We start from the raw sequence: 20,293 nt of genomic DNA on the forward strand, positions 1-20,293 counted from the left end.
TCTCCAGAGTCTACTCTTGATTTCCTAACTCAATCGCACTCATTAATCGTTCAGAGAACTGTTGTGCCGCATTGACTCCCATACGTTTTAATCTGAAGTTCATCGCTGCTACTTCAATAATAACAGCCAAGTTTCGACCAGGACGAACTGGAAGTGTAATCTTCGTAAGTTCTGTATCAATAATCTTCATCTTCTCTTCATCAAGACCTAAGCGATCATAATTTTTCTTTTGATCCCAAATTTCAAGATTAATAACAAGTGTAATACGTTTATAATTTCGTACTGCCCCTGCACCGAATAACGTCATTACGTTAATGATACCTAGACCACGAATTTCTAATAAGTGCTCAATTAAATCAGGTGAGCTCCCTACTAATGTATCTTCATCTTCTTGACGAATTTCTACGCTATCATCCGCAACAAGGCGGTGACCACGCTTTACAAGTTCAAGCGCTGTCTCACTTTTCCCGACACCACTTTGACCTGTAATTAAAACACCAACACCATAAATATCTACTAACACACCATGAACAGCTGTTGTTGGTGCTAACTTACCTTCTAAATAGTTTGTTAAACGACTTGATAATCTCGTCGTCGTTTGAGCAGAACGTAATAAAGGCACGCCTGATTCACGTGATGCTTGTAATAACTCATCCGGTACATCTTGATTACGAGTTACAATAATACAAGGCGTCTCCTCAGTACAAAGCGCTTTCATTCTCTCTTGCTTTTGCTCTGTCGTTAACGTATCAAAGAATGTAAGCTCCGTTTTCCCAAGAAGCTGCACGCGATCAGCTGGATAATATGTAAAAAATCCTGCCATTTCAATTCCAGGTCGCGATAAATCACTCGTATCAATCGGACGATGAATCCCTTCTTCACCACTTACTAACTCCAATTGAAATTGTTCAATTAAATCTTTTGTCCTTACTTTCGGCATATGTATAAACCTCCACTCCGCTGCGGGTTCAGTCTCATTTGATGTAAAATTCCATTCTATCGGATATTGTACCATTTTTTTCTGGAAACAAGAAACTCGGTTTCTAATAAATAGAAAAAAACATTTCATATGAATCATGAAATGTTTTTCTTTTTGTCATTTTCTCTTTTTTTCATGTAATGGTTCAACAATTACTTTTTCAATTATCATATTAAAAATAGAAATACAAATTGCCGCAACAATCGCTACACCAAATCCAGATATATTAAAGGCGTCCCCTAATAACGAATCCGTCATCTTTAACGTAATCGCATTAATAACAATTAAGAAGAAACCGAAAGTTACAAGAGTAATCGGTAGCGTAATTAAAATTAAAAGCGGCTTTACAAATACGTTTAAAATCGCCAATATAATACTCGCAATAATTGCAGTTTGTATATTTGCTATGTAAAATGCGTCTGGTGCAACCCCTTTTAAAAGTCCGGATACAGCGATTAACACAACGCTATTTACAAGAAGTGATACAATCCATCTCATTTCCTTACACATCCTTTTAACATATATATTTCATCATACGCTAATAGATAATAAACGCAAGTAACACGCAAACACTTATACCAATTTATTCTATTCTTTATACTTGTATACCTACTAACATTCTTACCAGTTTCTCTTAGTGAAATAAAAACCGAGTGCAATTCCCACTCGGTTTTTATTAACAACTTATTGTGATAACTCTACTTCTTTTATTTTCTCTTTCATTCTTGCTTTATCACGATCTAAAATCTCTTTTAAATACTTACCTGTATAAGAGCGCTCTTCTTTCACTACTTGCTCTGGCGTTCCGGAAGCAACGATTTGTCCGCCTTTGTCTCCGCCTTCTGGTCCAAGATCAATAATATAATCAGCTGTTTTAATAACATCTAAATTATGCTCAATTACAAGTACCGTCTCACCACTCTCAACAAGACGTTGCAACACTTCTAGAAGGCGTGCAATATCATGTGCATGTAAGCCAGTCGTTGGCTCATCTAAAATGTATAACGTACGCCCTGTAGAACGACGATGTAATTCAGAAGCTAATTTCACACGCTGCGCCTCACCACCTGATAACGTCGTAGCTGGTTGTCCTAACTTCATATAACCAAGCCCTACATCTACAAGCGTTTGAAGTTTACGCTTAATTTTCGGGATATTAGCAAAGAACTCTACCCCATCTTCAATTGTCATCCCTAACACTTCAGAAATATTCTTATCTTTATATTTCACTTCTAACGTTTCACGGTTGTAACGTTTACCGTGACAAACTTCACACGGAACATACACGTCTGGTAAGAAATGCATTTCGATTTTAATAATTCCATCACCGCGGCACGCTTCACAACGGCCGCCTTTTACGTTAAAGCTGAAACGTCCTTTTTGATACCCACGTACTTTCGCTTCATTCGTGTGCGCAAATACATCACGAATATCATCAAATACGCCAGTGTATGTCGCCGGATTTGAACGTGGTGTACGCCCGATTGGTGATTGATCAATATCAATCACTTTATCTAACTGCTCAAGACCTTTAATTTCTTTATGAGCCCCTGGCTTCGCTTTCGCCTTATATAGCTTTTGAGCTAATGATTTGTATAGTACTTCATTAATTATCGTACTTTTTCCAGAGCCAGATACGCCTGTTACTGCTACAAATGTTCCTAGAGGGAATGACATTTTCGCATTCTTTAAGTTATTTTCTTTCGCACCGACAATCTCCACTTTACGTCCGTCACCTTTACGTCTTTCAAGTGGTACCGGAATAAACTCTTTACCGCTTAAATATTTCCCAGTTAATGAATTCTCGTCTTGCATAACTTCAGCTGGTGTACCTGCTGATACAACTTGACCACCATGAATACCTGCACCAGGTCCGATATCAAGTAAATAATCAGCAGCCATCATCGTATCTTCATCATGCTCAACAACAATTAACGTATTTCCTAAATCACGCATTTCCTGCAATGTACGAATAAGACGATCATTATCACGCTGATGCAAACCAATAGAAGGCTCATCAAGAATGTAAAGTACGCCAGTAAGGCGAGAACCAATTTGTGTCGCTAAACGAATACGCTGCGCCTCACCACCTGATAAAGTTCCTGCAGCACGACTTAACGTTAAATAATCTAAACCGACGTTCACTAAGAACCCAACACGTTCCTGAATTTCTCTTAAAATTAAATGCGCAATTTTTTGTTGTTTCTCAGTTAGCTCAACAGTTGAGAAGAACTCCTGTACTTCTTGAACAGAATATTTCGTTACATCGGCAATCGTTTTATCACCAACGAAAACAGCTAAACTCTCAGGCTTTAAGCGTCCACCTTTACACTTCGGACAAGCTTGCTCTGCCATATATTTCTCCATTTGCTCACGAACATAATCAGAACTCGTCTCACGATAACGACGCTCAATATTCGGAATAACACCTTCAAATAAAATCTCATTTTCCTTTACTTGACCAAATTCATTCACATAGCGGAAATAAAGCTTCTCTTCCCCGCTTCCGTACAGCACTTTATCAAATAAATCCTTCGGTATATCTTTCACCGGCATATCCATATCGATGCCGTAATGATTACACACAGATTTTAATAATTGCGGGTAATATTGTGAACTTGTCGGTTCCCAAGGAGCAATCGCATGTTCATTTAATGATACATCCCAGTTCGGAATAACAAGTTCTAAATCTACCTCTAACTTCGATCCAAGTCCATCACAAGAAGGACACGCGCCGAACGGACTATTAAACGAGAACATACGCGGCTCTAATTCTCCGATTGAAAAACCACAATGTGGACAAGCATGATGTTCACTAAATAGAAGTTCTTCCTCTCCCATTACATCGATTAAAACTCGGCCCCCGCCAAGCTTTAAAGCACTTTCTAGTGAATCTGCAAGTCGGCTTGCAATTCCTTCTTTCACAACAATACGGTCAATAACAACTTCAATTGAATGCTTCTTATTTTTTTCTAAAGTAATCTCTTCCGATACATCCAGCATCTCTCCATCAACGCGCACACGAACATAACCTTGCTTCTTAATATCTTCTAATACTTTCGCATGCGCACCTTTACGCCCTGACACGATAGGCGCTAGCACTTGCAACTTCGTACGTTCAGGATATTCAAGAACACGGTCTACCATCTGTTCCACTGTTTGTGATGTAATTTCAATTCCATGATTCGGACAAATCGGCGTACCAATTCGTGCAAATAATAAACGTAAATAATCATAAATCTCCGTTACCGTTCCAACCGTTGAACGAGGATTACGACTCGTCGTTTTTTGATCAATTGAAATCGCTGGAGATAAACCTTCAATCATATCAACATCCGGCTTATCCATTTGCCCTAAAAACTGGCGCGCATACGCAGATAAAGATTCCACGTATCTACGCTGCCCTTCTGCATAAATCGTATCGAATGCTAACGATGATTTCCCCGAACCAGACAATCCCGTCACAACAACAAGCTGATTTCTCGGAATGGTTACGTCAATATTTTTTAAATTATGCGCTCTAGCACCTTTTACAACAATAAAATCTTTACTCACTCTTTTCACCCTTCCGCTTTTAATTCTAATAGTAAATCTCTTAATTCAGCTGCACGCTCGAAATCTAATGCCTTTGCTGCTTCTTTCATCTCTGCTTCCATCTTCGCAATTGTATTTTCACGTTCTTTTTTCGTCATCTTCTTAGCTGGTGTTGCTTCATATATTTCCGTATCCTCAGCTGCTGTTGTCGCACGAATAACGTCACGTACTCCTTTTTGAATCGTTTTCGGCGTAATACCATGCTTTTCATTGTAAGCTTCTTGTATACTACGACGACGCTGTGTTTCTTCAATTGCAATTCCCATTGATCTCGTTATGCGATCTGCGTACATAATAACGCGGCCGTTTGCATTACGCGCCGCACGACCAATTGTTTGAATTAATGAACGCTCTGAACGTAAGAAACCTTCCTTATCAGCATCTAAAATAGCTACAAGTGATACTTCTGGAATATCTAATCCTTCTCGTAATAAGTTAATACCGACAAGTACATCAAACTTACCAAGGCGAAGATCACGGATAATTTCAATACGCTCTAATGTTTTAATTTCAGAGTGAAGATAATTCACTTTAATTCCTACATCTTTTAAATAGTCCGTTAAATCCTCTGACATTTTCTTCGTTAAAGTCGTAATTAATACACGTTCATTTTTCGCAATCCGGTCATGGATTTCTCCTAATAAATCATCTATTTGTCCTTCAATTGGTCGTATATCAATTGGTGGATCTAAAAGCCCTGTTGGACGAATAATTTGTTCTATTGCTTTCGGTGACTGCTCTAACTCGTACGGTCCTGGCGTTGCCGAAACGTAAATAACTTGATTCGTTTTCTCTTCAAACTCATCAAACGTGAGCGGTCTATTATCTAAAGCTGATGGCAGACGGAATCCATGATCAACAAGCACTTGCTTACGTGCTTGGTCCCCGTTATACATCGCTCTTACTTGCGGAACCGATACGTGCGACTCATCCATAACGATTAAGAAATCCTCTGGAAAATAATCTAAAAGCGTATACGGCGTTGAACCTGCTGGACGAAGTGTTAAATGACGGGAATAGTTTTCAATCCCTGAACAAAAGCCCATCTCGCGCATCATTTCTAAATCATAACGCGTTCGCTGTTCTATGCGCTGCGCCTCTAACAACTTACCGTTATCATTTAATTCTTTTAAACGCTCTTCTAATTCTTTTTCGATATTTTCAATAGCGACCTTCAGCTTTTCTTCACGTGTAACGAAGTGAGATGCCGGGAAGATTGCTACATGATCACGTTCTGCTAATACTTCACCCGTTAATGCATTTACTTCTCGAATACGATCTATTTCATCCCCAAAAAATTCAATTCGAATACAATGCTCATCAAGTGATGCGGGGAAGATTTCAACTACATCTCCGCGCACACGGAATGTACCACGCTTAAAATCAATATCATTACGTCCATACTGTACATCAACAAGTTCACGAAGCAATTGATTGCGGTCCTTTTCCATACCAACTCGAAGCGAAACAACTAACTCGCGGTATTCTTCCGGAGAACCTAAACCGTATATGCACGAAACACTCGCAACGATAATAACATCATCTCGTTCAAATAAAGAAGACGTTGCCGAGTGGCGTAATTTATCAATTTCATCGTTAATTTGCGCATCTTTTTCAATAAACGTATCCGTATGTGGTACGTACGCTTCCGGCTGATAATAATCGTAATAACTAACAAAATACTCCACAGAATTGTTAGGAAAGAAATCTTTCAGCTCACTATATAACTGTCCTGCTAACGTTTTATTATGAGCCATTACAAGTGTTGGCTTCTGCACTTCTTTAATGACATTTGAAATCGTAAATGTCTTACCCGTTCCTGTCGCTCCAAGCAACACTTGCTTTTTCTTTCCACTATTAATTCCCTCTACAAGCTTCTCTATCGCTCCCGGCTGATCACCTTGCGGGGAATACTCTGAGATAATTTCAAATGGATGTTCCAACTAAAAACCGACCTCCTCATAAAAATCTGTATTATTATTTTACCACGAATGCCCATAAAAAACCTAAAAAAACGAACAGATATTCGGTAAAGTTTTCGACAAGTTATATATAGAAAAAGGAAGGAATAAATACTCCCTTCCTCTACTAACTCTATTTTTTAAGTACATATAATAAGTCATATCCATTGCACCCATTTTCATTCGTACAATCTATTAACCTATATGCCGTTTCTGATTCACGTTGCTCTTTAACAATCCTTTTACAACTATCTTTATGTAACCCTTTATGGTCACCAGCAAATTGATCTTGTCTATTATCTAACACATAAAGTATATCTTTCTCACTATGCTCTAACGTTTGAAAAATCGGGTCACCTTCATGTGTATACTGTACAATTCTTATTTTATCAACTTCCCCTTGTTCCACATTCCAAACGAACTTCTCGAATTTATCTAGATTAGAAATTTCCGCCCCCTTTGCAACGACATCATTCTTCTTATCAATTGCACTGTTAGGTTGTGAACATACTACCAAACTAAAGAGAAATAAGCATATAAAACCTGTTCTTTTTCCTATTGTTATCCTCTCCTATACAAACTATTGGTATACTAGAAAAAAGCTACTTTCCTCTATGAAAGTAGCTTCTTGTTTCCTTTCTCCTTCTTCGGAAAAATAACATATGAAAATGAAATCGCAGTATCCGCTAAAAGAATAATAGCCCACACTTGGCTTACACGGCTTGCTGCTTTATTTAAAACGATTCCTGACTCTAACCAATTCCCCCACTGTTCTACTGGAATAAGCCCATACATGAAGAAAAAGAATATATGAACAGCAATAAACAAAATAAGATGTAAAATCCAATTTTTTATTTCCTGCTTCGCATGCGCCATCCCTGTTACTTCAAGTGGTTCTTCGATAATAGGCGCCGGTTCATTCCGCCACTTCGCAACTAATTTTTGTACATATATATCTAATTTCTTCAAATCCTTTTTCCCATAAAAAACTGCATATAATAAAATGATTACCGTAATGATTTGAAAATTAGAGAACTTCCCTGTTTGATAGTAGTCCACTACTCCTAAAGTTAAAATAAACACTTCATTTACAAGTAGCACAATCCCCATAATAAAACTTGCCTTTTTCAAGCGAAATCCATACCTTAGTAAAAAGAATCCGATAGCTGATAACCAAAATACAATCTCTGCCCCAATTAAAAAATACCAACGATATTCTGCAAGTATACTCATTTATCCCTCTCCCTTTCGTCATATATACGAAAAGCCTCATCCATATATAATAGAAGCTCTTCTTCAATTGGATACATACTCATTTTCTGTGAATCTTCTTTTGACTTTCTTACTTCCCACAATTTATCTAAAAATGCTTCATCACCATTTGCCATCTCTAAACACTTCTGCATTAATTTCTTTGTTGCGCCTTGTACCTCATCACATGATGCTTCCTTACCGTCTTTCATAAAGTTACGTAGTTGCTTTAATAAATTTACCCATTCTAAAACATTCGGGTCTTCTTCACTCATGTTCGGCAAATTATGAAGCAACTTTTGTTCTCCCTTTGAAAATACTTCATTTTGAAATATTTCACGTATACGAGACGACTGTTTCGAAAGCTGAATAAGTTCAAACATAACTTTCCAATCAAGTTCTCCTTCCACATCTACCGAATAAACAACAGCTTGTAAAACACGCTCCATTCGATTGAATTTCTTTTGTTCTTCCTGTACAAACCGAAGTTGTTTTTCAAGAGAATCCTTTAAGTTAAGCTCACCTTTTACTAACATATTCGCAGCCTCTTTTAATGAAAAACCCATTTCTTTTAAAAATAAAATTTGCTGCAAACGAACAACATCTCTCTCGCTATATAACCGATGTCCTCCATCAGTTTTCCCACTCGGCTTTAATAAATCAATTTGATCATAATAACGTAACGTCCTTACTGTAACCCCTGTTTCCCTCGTTAGTTCTTGAATTGAAATCAACTCCATCACCTCTTCTCCTTCATTATAAAAGGTGACGTAACGTAACTTTCAAGTAGTTTGTAAAAAAAATACAAAAAGCTGTTTATACCTTTTGTATAAACAGCTTTTATGGAAATAACCCCTTTTGTATAGCACGCCCACAAAATAAAATAATTGCCCCTACAACAACACTTGTTGCTGTTTTATGATAATGCGCTAAAATTAATAAATAGTATGATAAACCTACAGCACCAATCATAATACATACACTTGGCACTGGATTACGAGAGAAGTTTTGTATTCCCCAAAACAAAGCAAAAATAGCCGTAGCGACACATAATACCGGTAATCCCATCCCAGTTCCCCTTTTTCTATCTATTCCTTGTTGCTAACACACTCGTCGATGCCATACTTATTAATAAACCAAAAATAGCAATATATAATAACTCATTTACATGTACTACTTGCCTATCTAAATACTTATTTACACAAAGATACATAATGAACAAAAAAACGCAGCTTGTAATACAAATCGTAAAATATGACTTCATATTGTTCACAACTCGCTCATCAATTGACGGTACTCTCTCTTCTTTCAAACGCTTCTGTTCTCTATATTCCGAAATGCCATATAAAATGACTAGTGCTACATTCGATATGAAGATCGTTCCCCACGTAATACTTAAAATCATTAAACTCACATTTAAAACAAGACCCGCTAAAAACAAACTTCCTATGAACCGTATAATATCTTACTTACTCATACATGATCAGCCTCTTTTTGATTTCTATATTTCCATTTCGGCCAATAGTTCACAAAGAAATAAACAAACTGTCCTAATACAAATAAAACAAACGGCATGCCCGCATTTCCATAAACAATTAAATTATACAAACTCCATACCGCTAAACTCATTGTTAAAAACAACCCTAAATATTTAAACGCTTTATCCGATTGAAATCTCTCAAATTCATCTTGCATTTTCATTCCTCCTATCGTTATGCTCGTTTTCCCGCCATTACTCCTATGATGAGACTACCAGCAAATAAGAAACTACATACAATGAATATTTCTGGAATCGGTATAGTAATTCGCCCTACCGCTTTGCTTGCAACAATATAAACAATAAGCAAAAGAAATGCGAATATAAATGAGACATTTACATACTTTTTTATATTTTCATTTACCCGCTCATCTATATCTGGAAGTTCTTCTTTTTTGTACTTCCGCTTTTTGTAATTCGTATACAATATCAGAAATACAATTGCTAAAATGTTACTAACTATAAGCGATAACATCGGTATGGATGGGTCCATAATACGAACTAAAACGTCCCCTCCACATAATCCTAAGACCGTAGCGATATACAACTTTTTAGTATCGTTCATTTTCTCTCCCCTTACTCCAGCGTAAATATTTCCTCCACCTTCATTCCAAAATATTTGGCGATTTTTAGGGATAACTCTAGACTTGGGTTATAGTGGTGGTTCTCAATCGCCACGATTGTCTGCCGCGTCACTTGCATCGCCTTTGCCATTTCAATTTGCGTTATATGATGTTGTTTTCGCAATTCTTTAATTTTATTTTTCACACCCATAGGCTCCACCTTCGAAAGTAAAGATATCTTTACAAAAAAAGGTAAAAAAAAGAGACATCTATAAGATGCCTCTTTTTTTGCTACATAAATCCTAATGCATATACAAGAACGTACCCAAGAACAGATAAGCAAACCGAGCCAATCAACCCTGCCACAAATGCCCTACTTCCTAATTTGCGGAACGTTTTAAACTCTACATTTAAACCTAGCCCTGCCATTGCCATTGCAATAAGCATGTACGCAATTACTACAATATATCCGGCAACAACTTCTGGGATAATCCCAAGCGAATGCACCGCACTCATTGCTAAAAATCCGAAGATGAACCAAGGAATCGGAAGGTCGCGCCACGATCTTTTTTCCTTGCTTTCCTCACTCTTACCAAACCATAATCCAATTAAAATCGCTACTGGCACAAGCATCGCTACGCGCGTTAACTTCACAATAACCGCGATGTCTACAGCCGTGCTACCTCCTGGCGCTGCAGCCGCGATAACGTGAGCGATTTCGTGCAGCGTCGCCCCTGAGAACACCCCGTAACCGTAGGGTGAGAAGCCAAGCACTGGGTATAATAGCGTATAAATAAGTGTAAATATTGTACCTAAAATTGCAATAATTGCTGCCCCGACTGCTGTTTCTTCATCTTTCGCTTTCACTTGCGGTGCAATTGCCACGACCGCTGCAGCTCCGCAAATTGCCGTCCCACATGCTGTTAAAATTCCAAGTTTCTGTTCTACTTTAAATACTTTCGTTAGTCCATATACAACGAAAATTGTAAATGTAATAACAACCGCTGCGATGACCAATACTTTCGGCCCCGCCTTCGCAATATCTACAAGATTTAACCTCATTCCGAGTAAGATGATCCCAAAGCGTAGCAACTTCTTACTCGCAAAGTTCGTTCCCACTATCGCTTCTTGAGGAATCCCGATTGCCGCGCGCCAAACCATCCCGATTAGAATAGCGATTACTAATTGTCCCATAATATTTAAAAATGGAAGCTCTGCTAAATATTTCGCGGCGATTGCGATTAATAACGTAATCCCAATACCTTGCGAAAATCCAAAGCCCTTCTTCTTTTGTATAACAAGTGTTTGTTCCACTTTGTACCACCCCAATAATCGTATTGGAACATGCATGTTCTTTCTAGTTACATTATAAGAGAGTTTTAATAATAAGTTTAATATCAATATTGAATCCCTATCATCAGAAATACTTATGATAAAATAAAAGCAAAAATAAAGGGGCCTAACAAATGAACGTCGACATTTTAAAGATCTTTGTTACTGTCGTTGAACAAAAACATTTTTCGCGTGCTGCGGAACTATTAAACCTTTCACAACCTGGCGTTAGTATGCACATTCGCAACTTGGAAAATGAATTTGGGACTACACTTATTCAGCGCTCCCCAAAGCACGTCCAAGTTACGGAAGCTGGAAACATATTATACATACACGCAAAGCAGATGCTCTCACTTTATGAAGATGCAAAACAGGAAATTAATGCGCTGCATAACGTCGTAACAGGAACACTTCGCATCGGCGCTAGCTTTACAATTGGCGAATACTTACTTCCAAAAATACTTGCGCGCTTTGCCAATGAAAATGCACACGTCGAAGTTCATACATTTATCTCCAATACGGAAGAAGTTTTGCAAAGCCTCCGCTCTAATCAAATTGATATCGGCTTAGTGGAAGGCCAAGTCGTGTACGCTGACGTAGATGTTGAAACTTTTATGCAAGATGAAATGAAACTCGTCGTCCAGCCAAACCACCCATTGCTCCATATCAAGGGGATTAACGAAAATGCATTGCAAGACCAAGTCTGGGTATTAAGGGAGAGCGGCTCTGGCACACGTGCCTATAGCGATCGATTTATACACCAACATCATTTAAAAATGAAACGCTTCTTTACATTTAGCAGTATTCAAAGCGTGAAGGAAGCCGTTGCAGCCGGTCTTGGCATCGCCATCCTTTCAGATTGGACTGTTCGAAAAGAACTATTAGCAAAAGAACTATTCCACATCCCTGTTCCGAACGAAGAGCTAATCCGTCCATTCTCCATCGTGCGCGGCAAATATTTTATCCCGTCTAAAGCTATTCAAGTCTTTTTAAAACACGTAGATTCTTTTGCGAAAAAACAGAGTTGACCTTCACATTAGTGTGAAGGTTTACAATACATGTAAAAGGAGTGAAACGCATTGCGAATTGGAGAGTTATCAAAAGAAACTGGGGTTAGCGAAAGGGCACTAAGACATTATGAAGAAAAGGGATTACTCCCTTCGAAACGCCTAGCAAATGGCTACCGTGATTTTGATGAAAGTGCAATCGAAAAAGTAGAGCTGATTCAAATGTACTTGCAAATCGGCTTAAATTTAGAAGAAACAGAACGAATGCTACGTTGCCTTGAAATCGAGCCCCATCTTTACGAAAATCCGTGTAGTAGTATCCTTGCACTTTACGAAGACAAACTTGATGAGGTAACGAAGCAAATCACATTACTTTCCAACATTCAAACGAATTTACAAAAACACGTTTCACTCCTAAAACAAGCAAAAGAAAAGGGATGATTACATGTTTGTTATACATGGCAGTTCAAGACAAAACGGAAATACGGAAGCTTTAACACATATGGTGATTGATGGGATTGAAACAGAACAAATTTACTTGCGTGATCATATCGTCCACCCAATCATAGATCAGCGCCATGATGTAGAAGGATTTCAACCTGTAAATGATGACTACGAGCAGTTAACCAAACGCATGCTAGAGCACGACACGATTATCTTCGCTACACCGCTATACTGGTACGGAATGAGCGGCCACATGAAGAACTTCGTTGATCGCTGGTCACAAAGCTTGCGTAATAAATCTCTTCATTTCAAAGAAAAAATGAAAGGCAAAAAAATGTACGTTGTCATCGTTGGCGGAGACAGTCCAAAACTGAAAGCATTGCCGCTTATCGCCCAGTTTCAATATATCTTTGATTTTGTTGGTTCATCATTTGAAGGGTATATTATTGGGGATGCGAATGGACTAGATGAAATCAAGAACGATGCTGAAGCGCTGGCAAAAGCACAATTGTATAATAATAAATTCAAAAATAGCACACAGAAATAAGTTTGACAAATCCATTTGTATGCGCATACAATAAAAATAATATTATGAAAGGAAGGTACTTTGACCAATGAAGTTCTAATTCTCTTATTTATTTCATCCATCACAAATAGTGAACAAAAATGATGAAAACTAGCAGAGGATTAGTCTGTCCATTTGTCGATACTTTCTTTCGATACGATCATGTAAAAAATCGTTTATTTATGTACGATTTTTACATTGAAGGGCGACATTTATCCTCTCTAGTGAAACTAGGGAGGTTTTTTTATGACTATTTTAATCGCACGTAATATCGAAAAGAGCTTTGGTGATCGCACCATATTTACGTTACCATCACTAGAAATTCAAGCAAACGATCGTATAGGAATTGTCGGAATCAACGGAGCTGGAAAATCTACGTTATTACAAATATTAAGTAAAGAAATAGAAGCTGACAAAGGCACAGTAACTCATCATAGTTCTATCGCCATTATCCCACAGCTTAGCGAGGGGATACCGGAAACCGCTTCTTCCCTCGCTAAGGGCAAATGGAATATTTCAAACGTCGCAAATTCAATGAGCGGCGGTGAACGAATGCGCCTAAAGATCGCCCATGCCCTCGAACAAGATGCAGGCATTCTATTTGCTGATGAGCCAACAAGTCACTTAGATATGTTCGGTACAGAGCAATTAGAAAAGGCACTTTTATCTTATAAAGGTGCACTTGTTTTAATATCGCATGATCGGGATCTTTTAGATGCCATATGTACAAAAATCATCGAAGTTGAAGACGGTACTATTCAAGAATATAAAGGTAATTATTCAAACTATCGAAAGCAAAAAGAACGTGAGCGAATACAAAAGGAAGCAGAATATGATCAATATATACAAGAAAAAAATCGGTTAGAACAGTCAATTTCACAAAGAAAGCAACGTGCTTCTAGCATGACAAAAATCCCAACACGGTTCAGTTCATCTGAATCTAAACTTTATAAGTGCAGCGGGGCTCATGGGCAAGAAAATGTTAGCAAAGTAGCGAAAGCACTAGAAACACGCCTTGAAAAGTTGGAACAGAAAGAAAAACCGAAGGACTTTTCTCAAGCTCAGTTTGACGTACAATACCACACACCAATTCATAGTAAAGCAGTTGTTCAATTTAATAAAACAACGAAGAAAATAGGGGATCGCACACTATTTAAAAATATGAATGGAACAATTGTCCCTGGGGCAAAACTTGCTATTTTAGGGGCAAACGGAAGCGGAAAAACAACTTTGTTCAAAATGCTTCTCGCGAACGAGCGTGGCATTCAGCTTTCGAAAAGTTGTAAAATTGGATACTTTGAACAAACATTATCTATTTTAAAAACAGATAAAACAATTTTAGAAAACGTTCTAGAAGAAACAAACTATACAGAATCGTTCGTTCGAACAATACTTGCAAGGCTCCTATTCCGCCGTGAAGATGTTCATAAACCTGTGCACATCTTAAGTGGTGGAGAACGCATGAAGGTTGCACTCGCAAAAGTATTTTTAGGAAACTATAATATGCTTCTGCTCGACGAACCGACAAACTATTTAGACTTGGCGACGCAAGAAGAATTAGAAAGCATGTTACAGGAGTATCCTGGTACAATACTTTTCATTAGCCATGACCGTGCCTTTATTCGTTCTGTTGCAAACCATATTCTACAAGTAGATGAGAGCGAACCAAGAATATTCCACGGCAATTACGAGCAATACACAAAAAGAACCACCCAAGCTTCTGTAAACGTTACTGAACAAGAATTATTACGATTACAAACAAAATTAACAGAAATCATCAGCCGGATTTCTATCCCAAATCAGCATGATGACATCACATTTCTCGAACAAGAATACGAAAAATTATTAGTTCGAATTCGGCAGTGTAAAGAAGCACTCTAATGTCTTCCCCATATATCGACGGGACCTTCCACATTTCCCAAGAAATATCGAGGCTTCGACATAGAATATCACCCTACCTATCATGTTAGACACAATAACAACAAAAAGCCGTGCACCAGCACGGCTTTTCACTTTATATACGGACAGCAGTCCCACTCACCGCAACCATTAGCATTCCTTCGCGAACTACTTCGTAGTCCACGTCGATACCAACAATGGCGTTCGCATTTTTTTGTCTTGCGAGAGTTTTCATCTCTTCCATTGCAATGTCGCGTGCTTCTTTTAATTTACTTTCGTAGGCGCCTGCGCGACCACCGACAACGTCACGGACAGAAGCGAAAAGGTCACGCACGATATTCGCACCCATGATTGCTTCGCCATTAACGATATCGATATAATCAATAATTTCTTTCCCTTGAATTGTAGAAGTTGTTGTTACAATCATGCTTTGTAGCCTCCCAAATAAGATTTCCACTTACTTATGGTGCACTAATTCAGCAGAAATTATATTTACGAACTAAACTGCGCCTCATACAATCGGCTGTAACCCTCGCCTCGTTTGATTAGTTCCTCATGTGAACCTTGTTCTGCAATACCGTCTTTATTTACAACGACGATACGATCTGCATTTTTAATAGTTGCAAGCCTGTGAGCGATAACTAATGTTGTACGGCCAACAGATAGTTCTGCAAGTGATTTTTGGATAGCAAGTTCTGTCTCTGTATCTAGCGCAGAAGTTGCTTCATCTAAAATTAAAATTGGCGGGTTCTTCAAGAACATACGGGCAATTGCTAAGCGCTGCTTTTGTCCTCCTGAAAGTTTCACACCACGCTCACCAATAACTGTATCTAAACCGTCTGGTTGCGAGTAAATTAAGTCCTCTAGCTGAGCACGTTTTACCGCCTGCCAAATTTCAGTTTCTGAAGCTTTTAAGTTTCCGTAAGCGATATTTTCACGAATTGTTCCTGAGAATAAGAAAACATCTTGCTGTACAATTCCGATTTGCTTACGAAGTGACGATAACGTCATCTCTTTGGTGTCAATGCCATCAATTTGAATTGATCCAGATGATTGTTCATAAAAACGAGGTAATAAACTACATAATGTTGTTTTCCCTGCCCCTGATGGTCCAACGAAAGCAACTGTTTCACCTGCATGTATTTTCAAACTAATATCGTTTAAAATCGGCTCTTTATTTTCATATCCGAACGTGATGTTATTGTATTGAATATCGCCGTGTACATGTTTAACTTCTATTGCATCTTTAGAATCTACAATATCCGGCTCTGTTTCCAGAAGTTCTACATATCTTTTAAAACCAGCGATTCCTTTCGGATAACTTTCAATAACCGCATTAATTTTTTCAATTGGGCGGAAGAAAATATTCGTTAATAAAACGAATCCAATAAATCCACCGTACGTTAATTCACCTTGCAGAACAAACCATGTACCACATATTAATACAAAGAGTGTTACAAGACGCATCAGCATATAACTAATCGATGAATTTAACGCCATAATTTTATACGCCATTAATTTTGTTGTACGGAAACGAGCATTATTTACAGCAAATTGCTCTTTCTCAAACTTTTCATTTCCGAATGCTTGTACAACGCGGATACCACCTACATTGTTCTCGATACATGCATTGAAATCAGCAACGTCTGAGAATAAACGTCTAAACGTACCTGTCATTTTTTTATTGAAGTAAAGTGCCAACCATAATAAGAACGGGATTACGAAGAATGTTAGAAGTGCTAACTTCCAGTTAATCATCATCATAAATGAAAATGCTCCAACTAAAGTCATAATGGCAATGAATAAATCTTCTGGTCCATGGTGAGCAATTTCCCCAATTTCCATTAAATCGTTTGTAAGACGTGAAATTAAATGACCTGTTTTATTATTATCAAAAAATCTGAATGATAGCTTTTGAATGTGATCAAATAATTTCTGCCTCATATCTGTTTCAATGTTAACCCCAAGCATATGTCCCCAATATGTAACGACATATTGCAAACCTGCATTTAACACATAAACTACGAACAAGCCGAAACAAGCCCATAAAATAAGCGTCCAATTTTGTCCTGGTAATAACTTATCAATAAATTGATTTACGATAAGCGGGAAACCAAGTTCGAGTAAACCTGCGATAACTGCACAGGAAAAATCGAGTACGAATAAACCTTTGTACGGTTTATAGTAAGAAAAAAATTTACGTAACATATCTTTCCTCCCTTTTCCAAATTAAAAGACTCTCTAAATGATAACCATTATCAAATAATTATTCAAGTTATCCGTCTATGAAACTAAAAAAACCTTCATCTATATTTGATGAAGGTTTCCATTTTATTTTATATAGCTTCCGAATCCCACTCGTGCTCTTGCTGAACAAATACAACACCTAATTCATGATGTCCCCCGGCGTATAATGCCGTTTGAGCAAGACGAAGCTCACCATTTGTATCTACTACTTCTAATTTACAAAACGCTCCTGTCGTCTTCGTTTGAAGCGCGTCATAAAACTCTTCGGTACTTCTTGGAATGATTCCATTTACTTTCGTAATAACTTCTCCAGGCTTTAAATTCATCTCTGCCCCAATTGTATTAGGAATTGTATCTAACACAACAAGTCCATCATTACGTGCGGCAAAGTATGCTGGTCTTTTCTCGTCTGCAATTTTCTCTTGCATCGAGATTGTAAAGCGTCCAAGCATTGCGACTCCCATCGCGATAATTGCAAGTACGTGCCACCAGTAACTTGCGATACCTAAAACGAGTACGAGCCCCGCTAAACCATAGACGCGTCTTCCTGTAAATAATAAAGCTTCCGTCGGCTCATAACTTCTAACCTTTCTCATAAATCCAATTAAAAATGGAACGAGGAATAAAGAGTATGTAGTCGAACCTATTGAAACGACAGGCCACCAAGAAATAAATCCTGTCACCGCGTCTCCTGGTATAAGAATAAATACTGGTACAAGCCATAAACGATTGGATTCATGTAGTCCAATTCGTAGCCCACGCTTACCTTTGTTAATTTTTGGCGTAGAATAACGAACTGCATTTTTAGAGATTAATAAACCCTCTACAACGAGCATAACGCCTAGTAAAATAGCAAGGGATACAATCGTACCCTCTTCACCTTCTCCAAGCTGTAAGAAGGAAACTGGCATCTTAGACGATAACAACACGAGTGCAATCGCGATTCCGAAAGTATAAGCTACAGATAAATATCGATACATAGCAGTTAATCCGAATAATAACGTCCAAAGTAAAATTGCCCATAAACTCGCTTTTGAAACAACAAGCCCAAGCCCAATCGTAATAATAGATACGATTAATCCGTACCCAATACCTGCAAATAGAGTTGTTCGTAGTTCAAACCAAATATCATATACTTTAAAAGAAAAATCTTTTCGTTCTCGTAATATACGTAAGTATCCAACGAAGATACTACTAATTAAAAATACATAGACAGCAGGGTGTAAGAAAAAACGTCCAACCGCTCGTAGTATTTCAAAAAGCCATGCCTCCACGAATTCATTCACCACCATTTATATCATTCTTTCTTTTTATCTTATCATATTTAACACATAAAAAAATACAGGCATCAAAGTGCCTGTATTCTTTCTTATTTCGCTATTAATTTCAATGCCGTCTGTAATTGTAAATCATTTTCTCCAGAACGGATTTTTTCAATGATTTTAGTTTGAATCGCTTCAGCTGTCTTTTTATCAAGTTGCCCTGTCGCTTCCATCTCATTCGCATTTTGGAATGCTTTTAGTGCTGATTCTGTCTCTTTGCTAAAGTATCCATCTTCACGTCCTGGTACATATCCTAGGCTCTTAAGCATTTCTTGCGCGTGTTTTACTTGTACATCATTTGAATTGTATGAAAGTGTCTTTTCAATTTGAATTGGTGTCGCATGATAATAATCTGGTTGCTTCACTTCTACAGTTGGCGCGATTCCTTTTTTATGAATCCAATTGCCATCTGGTGTTAACCATTTAAACATTGTTAATTTAATGTTGCTGCCATCTTTAAATGGAACAGCCTGTTGAACAGTACCTTTACCAAACGTTTTTTCACCAATTAAATCGTATCCTTCTCCTTCTTTTAGCGCACCAGCTAAAATCTCTGAAGCAGAAGCACTTCCATTATCAATTAATACTGAAATTGGATATGACTTTCTCTCTTTCAGTTCCGTAGAGAATTTCTTCTTCTCACCATTTCGCTGTTCTACTTGTAGCATTGGCTTTTTATCTGTCATGATGTCTCCTAGTATATCTTCTACACTATTTAAATAACCGCCAGGATTACCACGCACGTCAATAACTAAGCCTTTTATGTTTTTCTTCTCTAGCTCTTTTAACTGATCCTTAAATTCTTTCGCAGTATTTTCAGCGAAAGAAGTAATTTGCATATAACCGATATCTTTTCCGCTATCTTGCTTTACGGAACTAAATACAGTGAAAATCGGAATCTTTTCACGCTTAATTTTAAATTCTATCGGATCAGCCACTCCTGCGCGCTTAATTTCAATTGCAACAGTCGTTCCTTTTTTACCACGAATTTTTAATACTGCTTCTTCACGTGATAAATCTTTCACACTATTTCCATCTACAGATAAAATTTGGTCATTCGGTTTAATTCCTATCTTTTCTGCTGGTGAACCTTTAATTGGCGATACGATAATAAGCTTACCGTCCGTCTTGTTCACTTCAGCTCCAATCCCTTCAAGTTCAGGATCTAATGACTGACTAAACTGTTTTGCCGTTTCTTTATCCATATACGTGGAATAAGGGTCCTTCAGCGTAGACAACATTCCCTGTATCGCACCTTCGACTAATTTGTCGTCTTTCACGTCTTCCACATAACGTGAATCAATTAGTGCATACGCCTCATTAATCTTTACCAAATTCCCTTGCGCTGTGCCAGCATTACCATTCGATACTGTTTGCGTTACATACGCTGGGTTTATCCCAAACCAGTACATACCACCAAACATCCCGCCAGCACCAATTAAAAATGCAACAACCATTCCAATAATTGCAACTCTACGTTTCAATGCGGAATTCCCCTTTCCAGAACACACAGGTGGTGTAGCAAAAGGCATCACACGATGTGTGATGCCTTTACCTATTTCTACTATATGATAAGCTTGTACGAATTATGT

Annotated in this window: 21 protein-coding genes; 4 read left to right on the forward strand and 17 right to left on the reverse strand. The window is 37.9% G+C overall.

The window, feature by feature from the left end; translation table 11 throughout:
* Positions 1 to 10: 10 nt before the first annotated feature.
* The 13 genes from hprK to NSQ08_RS24505 form a co-directional block, all read right to left on the reverse strand.
* Positions 11 to 940: an HPr(Ser) kinase/phosphatase gene (gene hprK, locus NSQ08_RS24445; RefSeq protein ID WP_002016091.1), complete on the reverse strand. Its 930-nt coding sequence runs from the start codon at positions 938 to 940 to the stop codon at positions 11 to 13.
* Positions 941 to 1,096: 156 nt separating this feature from the next.
* A complete protein-coding gene (locus NSQ08_RS24450) occupies positions 1,097 to 1,477 on the reverse strand; it encodes a phage holin family protein (RefSeq protein WP_002089574.1) in 381 nt (126 codons plus the stop codon).
* Between the two features lie 186 nt (positions 1,478 to 1,663).
* Positions 1,664 to 4,534, reverse strand: coding sequence for an excinuclease ABC subunit UvrA (uvrA, locus tag NSQ08_RS24455; protein ID WP_002034714.1), 2,871 nt, complete (start codon positions 4,532 to 4,534; stop codon positions 1,664 to 1,666).
* A gap of 5 nt (positions 4,535 to 4,539) precedes the next feature.
* The gene (gene uvrB / locus NSQ08_RS24460; RefSeq protein WP_002016097.1) at positions 4,540 to 6,516 is read right to left on the reverse strand and encodes an excinuclease ABC subunit B; all 1,977 of its coding nucleotides are present in this window, start codon (positions 6,514 to 6,516) and stop codon (positions 4,540 to 4,542) included.
* A 151-nt stretch (positions 6,517 to 6,667) separates the two neighbouring features.
* Entirely contained in the window at positions 6,668 to 7,099 is a 432-nt protein-coding gene (locus tag NSQ08_RS24465; RefSeq protein WP_340780252.1) for a DUF4362 domain-containing protein, read from the reverse strand.
* 47 nt (positions 7,100 to 7,146) lie between these two features.
* Entirely contained in the window at positions 7,147 to 7,767 is a 621-nt protein-coding gene (locus tag NSQ08_RS24470; RefSeq protein ID WP_016102252.1) for a hypothetical protein, read from the reverse strand.
* The gene (locus NSQ08_RS24475) at positions 7,764 to 8,525 is read right to left on the reverse strand and encodes a MerR family transcriptional regulator (RefSeq protein ID WP_012261977.1); all 762 of its coding nucleotides are present in this window, start codon (positions 8,523 to 8,525) and stop codon (positions 7,764 to 7,766) included. The genes NSQ08_RS24470 and NSQ08_RS24475 overlap by 4 nt, the downstream gene beginning before the upstream one ends.
* Before the next feature lie 100 nt (positions 8,526 to 8,625).
* On the reverse strand, positions 8,626 to 8,853 hold the full coding sequence (locus NSQ08_RS24480; RefSeq protein WP_002034710.1) for a hypothetical protein: 228 nt from the start codon (positions 8,851 to 8,853) through the stop codon (positions 8,626 to 8,628).
* A gap of 16 nt (positions 8,854 to 8,869) precedes the next feature.
* A complete protein-coding gene (locus NSQ08_RS24485; RefSeq protein ID WP_234816578.1) occupies positions 8,870 to 9,190 on the reverse strand; it encodes an ATPase in 321 nt (106 codons plus the stop codon).
* 68 nt (positions 9,191 to 9,258) lie between these two features.
* Positions 9,259 to 9,480 carry a hypothetical protein gene (locus NSQ08_RS24490; RefSeq protein ID WP_002089582.1) on the reverse strand — a complete coding sequence of 74 codons (222 nt, stop codon included), beginning with the start codon at positions 9,478 to 9,480 and terminating at the stop codon, positions 9,259 to 9,261.
* Between the two features lie 17 nt (positions 9,481 to 9,497).
* Positions 9,498 to 9,887 carry a hypothetical protein gene (locus NSQ08_RS24495; RefSeq protein WP_340779383.1) on the reverse strand — a complete coding sequence of 130 codons (390 nt, stop codon included), beginning with the start codon at positions 9,885 to 9,887 and terminating at the stop codon, positions 9,498 to 9,500.
* Positions 9,888 to 9,898: 11 nt separating this feature from the next.
* Entirely contained in the window at positions 9,899 to 10,096 is a 198-nt protein-coding gene (locus NSQ08_RS24500; protein WP_002016109.1) for a helix-turn-helix transcriptional regulator, read from the reverse strand.
* A gap of 80 nt (positions 10,097 to 10,176) precedes the next feature.
* Positions 10,177 to 11,199 (reverse strand): YeiH family protein, encoded by a 1,023-nt coding sequence (locus tag NSQ08_RS24505; protein ID WP_078177900.1) that lies wholly within the window; start codon positions 11,197 to 11,199, stop codon positions 10,177 to 10,179.
* A gap of 152 nt (positions 11,200 to 11,351) precedes the next feature.
* Here NSQ08_RS24505 and NSQ08_RS24510 point away from each other — a divergent pair, with 152 nt between their 5' ends.
* The 4 genes from NSQ08_RS24510 to abc-f all read left to right on the forward strand — a co-directional run bounded on the left by NSQ08_RS24510 (position 11,352) and on the right by abc-f (position 15,114).
* A complete protein-coding gene (locus NSQ08_RS24510) occupies positions 11,352 to 12,245 on the forward strand; it encodes a LysR family transcriptional regulator (RefSeq protein WP_340779392.1) in 894 nt (297 codons plus the stop codon).
* Between the two features lie 51 nt (positions 12,246 to 12,296).
* On the forward strand, positions 12,297 to 12,665 hold the full coding sequence (locus tag NSQ08_RS24515; protein ID WP_002016114.1) for a MerR family transcriptional regulator: 369 nt from the start codon (positions 12,297 to 12,299) through the stop codon (positions 12,663 to 12,665).
* 4 nt (positions 12,666 to 12,669) lie between these two features.
* Entirely contained in the window at positions 12,670 to 13,215 is a 546-nt protein-coding gene (locus NSQ08_RS24520; RefSeq protein WP_002016115.1) for a flavodoxin family protein, read from the forward strand.
* Positions 13,216 to 13,479: 264 nt separating this feature from the next.
* Positions 13,480 to 15,114: a ribosomal protection-like ABC-F family protein gene (abc-f, locus tag NSQ08_RS24525; protein WP_340779395.1), complete on the forward strand. Its 1,635-nt coding sequence runs from the start codon at positions 13,480 to 13,482 to the stop codon at positions 15,112 to 15,114.
* A gap of 133 nt (positions 15,115 to 15,247) precedes the next feature.
* Here abc-f and NSQ08_RS24530 read toward each other — a convergent pair whose 3' ends face one another.
* From NSQ08_RS24530 to NSQ08_RS24545, 4 genes are all read right to left on the reverse strand, one after another.
* Positions 15,248 to 15,559, reverse strand: a complete 312-nt coding sequence (locus tag NSQ08_RS24530; protein WP_002112849.1) for a YbjQ family protein — start codon at positions 15,557 to 15,559, stop codon at positions 15,248 to 15,250.
* Positions 15,560 to 15,624: 65 nt separating this feature from the next.
* Entirely contained in the window at positions 15,625 to 17,340 is a 1,716-nt protein-coding gene (locus tag NSQ08_RS24535; RefSeq protein ID WP_016102260.1) for an ABC transporter ATP-binding protein, read from the reverse strand.
* A 128-nt stretch (positions 17,341 to 17,468) separates the two neighbouring features.
* A complete protein-coding gene (locus NSQ08_RS24540; RefSeq protein WP_172798714.1) occupies positions 17,469 to 18,653 on the reverse strand; it encodes a PDZ domain-containing protein in 1,185 nt (394 codons plus the stop codon).
* Between the two features lie 95 nt (positions 18,654 to 18,748).
* Entirely contained in the window at positions 18,749 to 20,185 is a 1,437-nt protein-coding gene (locus tag NSQ08_RS24545; protein ID WP_012261984.1) for a S41 family peptidase, read from the reverse strand.
* Positions 20,186 to 20,293 lie beyond the last annotated feature (108 nt).

Origin of the sequence: Bacillus sp. FSL E2-8887 (genome assembly GCF_038007205.1) — a bacterium.
GTDB classification, from domain to species: Bacteria; Bacillota; Bacilli; order Bacillales; family Bacillaceae_G; genus Bacillus_A; species Bacillus_A mycoides.